Source organism: Extibacter muris (genome assembly GCF_004345005.1).
Classification (GTDB): Bacteria; Bacillota; Clostridia; order Lachnospirales; family Lachnospiraceae; genus Extibacter; species Extibacter muris.
Genome location: NZ_SMMX01000039.1, coordinates 1 through 4,439, shown reverse-complemented (window position 1 = coordinate 4,439; position 4,439 = coordinate 1). Strand labels below are relative to the sequence as shown.

The 4,439-nt window shown below is 33.5% G+C and carries 4 protein-coding genes; all 4 read right to left on the bottom strand.

What is annotated here, in order from left to right:
- Positions 1-247: 247 nt before the first annotated feature.
- Positions 248-670, bottom strand: coding sequence for an ABC transporter permease (locus tag E1963_RS19080; protein WP_132281655.1), 423 nt, complete (start codon positions 668-670; stop codon positions 248-250).
- 511 nt (positions 671-1,181) lie between these two features.
- Positions 1,182-1,397 (bottom strand): hypothetical protein, encoded by a 216-nt coding sequence (locus tag E1963_RS19070; protein ID WP_145964207.1) that lies wholly within the window; start codon positions 1,395-1,397, stop codon positions 1,182-1,184.
- 65 nt (positions 1,398-1,462) lie between these two features.
- Positions 1,463-3,241 carry a hypothetical protein gene (locus E1963_RS19065; RefSeq protein WP_132281646.1) on the bottom strand — a complete coding sequence of 593 codons (1,779 nt, stop codon included), beginning with the start codon at positions 3,239-3,241 and terminating at the stop codon, positions 1,463-1,465.
- Positions 3,242-3,294: 53 nt separating this feature from the next.
- Positions 3,295-4,131, bottom strand: a complete 837-nt coding sequence (locus E1963_RS19060; protein ID WP_132281643.1) for a PDDEXK nuclease domain-containing protein — start codon at positions 4,129-4,131, stop codon at positions 3,295-3,297.
- Positions 4,132-4,439 lie beyond the last annotated feature (308 nt).

Here is a 4,439-nt window from a genome sequence, read left to right as displayed (position 1 = left end):
AGCTGAAATTCCATGATAAAAGTACGGAGATTAGAAGAATATCCGAAAAAAAGACCCGAATACGCCGATAGGCACTTGAAATCCATCGGTATCTGTAGTAATCTTAATGCATGGAGTATTGAGCTCTACGAAAGATTGCGGCTATATTTTATATCCATATAAAAAAGCAAATACGGGGTCAGCGTATCTGCTTTTTCTTTTCTATTAAAAGTGCAATACTTTATTAGTTATCCACTTTGATATGAAATTATTGATTTTGTTTCTTGAGAGCAAAACAAGCTCCATTACCGCAGCCCAAGGTATCATACAGAAGTGGAGAAGTCGCAATAAAGCTTAAAATCCGCGTATTTGCTGCCGTTGATAATATAAGTTGTATTTCGTTTATTCCAAAATTATCAGGAAAAAGAATACTGCCTCCAACTATCAGGATGAGTATACTAATCCCCAGTATTACGACATACCATAATAACCAAACTACTAGCTTTGACATAATAAACGTTGTTCTTGATGTTGGTGCAGCCAATACATTTATGATTGTCTTATGCTCATATTCATGCTGTATTAAGAATGTCAATACAAAGCCGCTTGCAATAGACAGGAATAATGCACTAAATATATTGGAAAAGTGCACCCATCTACTGAAATCAGTTGTTGGATTACTTGATATCATCTCTTTAAAAATAAGTCAAATTCTTTTGCCGTTAAGCGGATTTCTGCTCCACTAACATATACCGTTCTCAAGGACTGATTGATTTTAAGACCCTTGAAATTAAGAATGATTTAATTCAGTATCACCGTTAAACAAATCCATTGAGCACGGGAAGCATTCTATCCAACACGACAATCTGGTATTCACTATTATGAAATGCGTCTATTCCCGCCTTTCCATCATTGCAAATCATGACTTCATAGTTTTCCTGAATTAATTCTATCAATCAATAAACATAAATCCTTGTCATCATCAATCAATAACACCTTATTCTGTTTCATGACATATCCTTTCCGGTTCTTTTAGGGTAATAAAGGGGCTTGTGAAAATTTGGGGGCATACAGGCCTCTGCTTAAAAGACATAAAAAAAGAGAGCACCAAGGCCGCATAAGCTGCACTAAAAAACCCTTGCAAACAGCGCATACACCATCTGCAAGGGTTCTTATACTACAATATCTTTGACAATATCCGCTTATTGTCCCATCTGCTTTGCGAACTTACCCTTTTCTGAGTTCCAGCCGTATATCGCTGGAACTATGTATTTCACTGGCTTTACAAAAATTTCTAAACATTCCAATTCACTACCTTTTAATCTATGCCCCCAAATTTTATTTTGGGGAATATTCATTTTGCTTTCTAAAATTTGCAATTTCTGATTTTTCAAATTTGGGGGATAGCCATTTTCCATTTGGGGGATAAAATCTTCCCCCAAAAGTCTTTCTACTCCATTCTGCTAAACTTTCTTTCAAGTCCTTAAACACTCTCATCTTCTCTATTCATCCATATATGATATATAGGAAACTTTATAAACTCTTTTTTTGCTTCCCGATCCATAACCTTCCAAATCTTCTTTGTCTTCCTATTGTTCTCTAACAATATATATGCCCCTAATATTATAGATAAATTGTCCCTTCTTCTTTGTGCAATCTCCTCCAAAATATCTAATTCTTCATCTGACAATCTCCGAATTCGATAATAGCATTGATAAACGTTTAAAATCACCATATCCATATCATCATATTTTTCTAACAACCATATGCCAATCCTTATCGCAGAGTAGATAAGCACGTCACGTTTCGTTTTGTCATATGCCTTAATCATTTCTAACAACATGAGATTAACACGCCAAAAATGCCCCATGTTCTCAATGGAGAATAATTCCTGCTCCATTTTGTCAAATCTTAGATTAGATATCTTTATAAAATCATCTGTCTGCAATATTGTATATTTTGAAGTATCAAAAAACGTCCCATCCGCATACTCTGATCTACAATCCGCTATATCATCAGCAAAATTTTCAATCTTATATTTTCCATCTGCCGATTCTATAAAATGAAGCATGATATTTAAATTTGCAATAGGGATATGCCCAATGGCAGGCACTTTTTCATCTTTAAAACTAATCAGATCACCATATCTAATTCCCTGTACCAGCATTTTGATATAGATTTCATCTTTTCCCGTTATGTTATCATATTCTAAAGGAACCTGAACGTCCAAAGATTCCAATACCTCTTTGACAATTTTTAAATGCTGTAACTGTTCCTCTTTTTCCTTTATACCAAACTTTTTAATCTCCTGTGCATAAAATTCAGTTTTAATGCTAGTACCATCCACAACAATCTCCTGGTTCTCAACCATAGCAAGCAAAAACTCAATTGCCGAAATTCTTTCATCTATATTCCCCTTTAGGGAAAAAAGCATGCTGGGATTACCTATATGTGGTTCCTTAAATACTATGCTTTTTCCAAAATGAATTTCATTTCTATCCGGTCTATGAACAATTTCACAACTTTTGAAATATTCTTTTCCGTTTACACATACAGGTATTTTCAATTCTGTCTTTGCAGCATTCACTCTCCACATATGACAGATAGGTACTTGATAATTAAGTTCCTTTTGTTCTGCATATAAATATGTATCATGGTTAAATAAATACTCGTATGGCTTATTATAATCATATCCAAGTCCAGTATATGCAAATCCAAAGCTTAAATTTTCTAAGCCAATACCCTGTACAACAGAGTCAATAGATACATTCTTTCCACATTTCAATAAATCCTGACGATCTTTATCTCTTATAAAGTCAAGAACAATATTCGTAATCTCATTTTTTTCAGTTGGAAACTCATACATAGTTACAGATAATTTTCCATTATTTTCATCATTCTCAAGCAACTGGTTAATTGTATATGGCAATAATGCATTATAATATATTTTCTTACAAGTGCCATCTATATTTATCTGCACAACAAAATATATTGTTCCTCCTTCTTTACGATAGCTGTGTAGATCTACTGCTCTTACCGGATATCGAAACTCATCCTCAGAAAACTTCTTACATAATTTCCCCTTTATCTGCACAGGAGCACGTCCTTTATAATATTCGTTTTTCTTTGATTTATGCGAAAAAGCATATATATGGCCATCCCAAGAAGGCTCCTTATCACCAGACTTTACAAATGGGGATAAAAAATCCGTCCTTGCAATTGCATCTATCACTGCGCTTGTCCCCAAATTCTCAATATCCATTTCTCTACCTGTCCATTTCTATAACAAATCTTTAACTTTAAAAAAGCAACTTTTTACCCATTTTGTATATCTTCATGCAAAATATTATATACCAACTTCTCCAATTCATATCTATTAGGCAAGTATAATTCATATTTTGAAACAAATAAATTACTGTCCATTCCATAAGTAGCATATTCCACTAGAAGTTCATCCTTATTCTTGCTTAATATAATTCCAATCGGCGCATTGTCATCGGGCATATTTTCTTCCATTGCAAAATATCCTAGGTACATATTCATTTGACCTATGTCCTCATGTTTCACCGAATTCCGTTTTAAATCTATTAGCACAAAACATTTTAAAATACGATGATAAAAAACTAAATCCACATGATAGTGAATATTGTTCACCGTAATTTTATACTGCCGCCCAACAAAAGTAAAACCTTTACCAAGTTCCAATAAAAATATTTGCAGATTATCAATGATTCTTTGCTCCAAATCCCCTTCTGAATATTGCTTCAGTTCTGGTATATTTAAAAACTCCAAGGTATATGTGTTCTTAATAACATCCTCTGGCGTCTGAATTGAGCTAAGTTTATTAGATACTGCATGATAGTTTGGATACCTTAAATAAAACTTTCTCATATTATTCAGATTTGGCCGACTATAACCTTTACCCAAACGCAGAGTCAATTCTTTAGACAGTGTAGTAAGCAATTTGCTCCCATAAGCAGCCTTCATATTTCCATTTTGCTCTGATTCCACAATATATTTTCCTATAAGCCAATAGGTTTCTGTCATTGTGCTATTAACAGCGCCAGCTAAATTCTCTTTTGCCCTTTTCACAGTTTCCTCAATATTTAGAATTAAATCTTCTAACATTACATTTAATCTAATTTCGTCCATATACTCCCTCTCTTAAATTTGTCAGACAGCGTCTGACAAATTCTATTATAATTACTAAAGTGACTCATAATAATTAATTTCTCTAAATTTGTTTATCATCTGTATTATACTTCAACCTCCAATATTTTCATACTGAAAAAATTAAAATCACAAAAACCTGCTAACAAAAGTCAAGACTTTATAGCAGGTTTTTAAAATTATTTTTATTTCTATATTTTCCCACGACAATTAGACCGGCATGAATCCGGTCAATCAATTCTATATTTCCATCTTTCTACTGCTGGTACACCTCCATTACTCGCGCATAG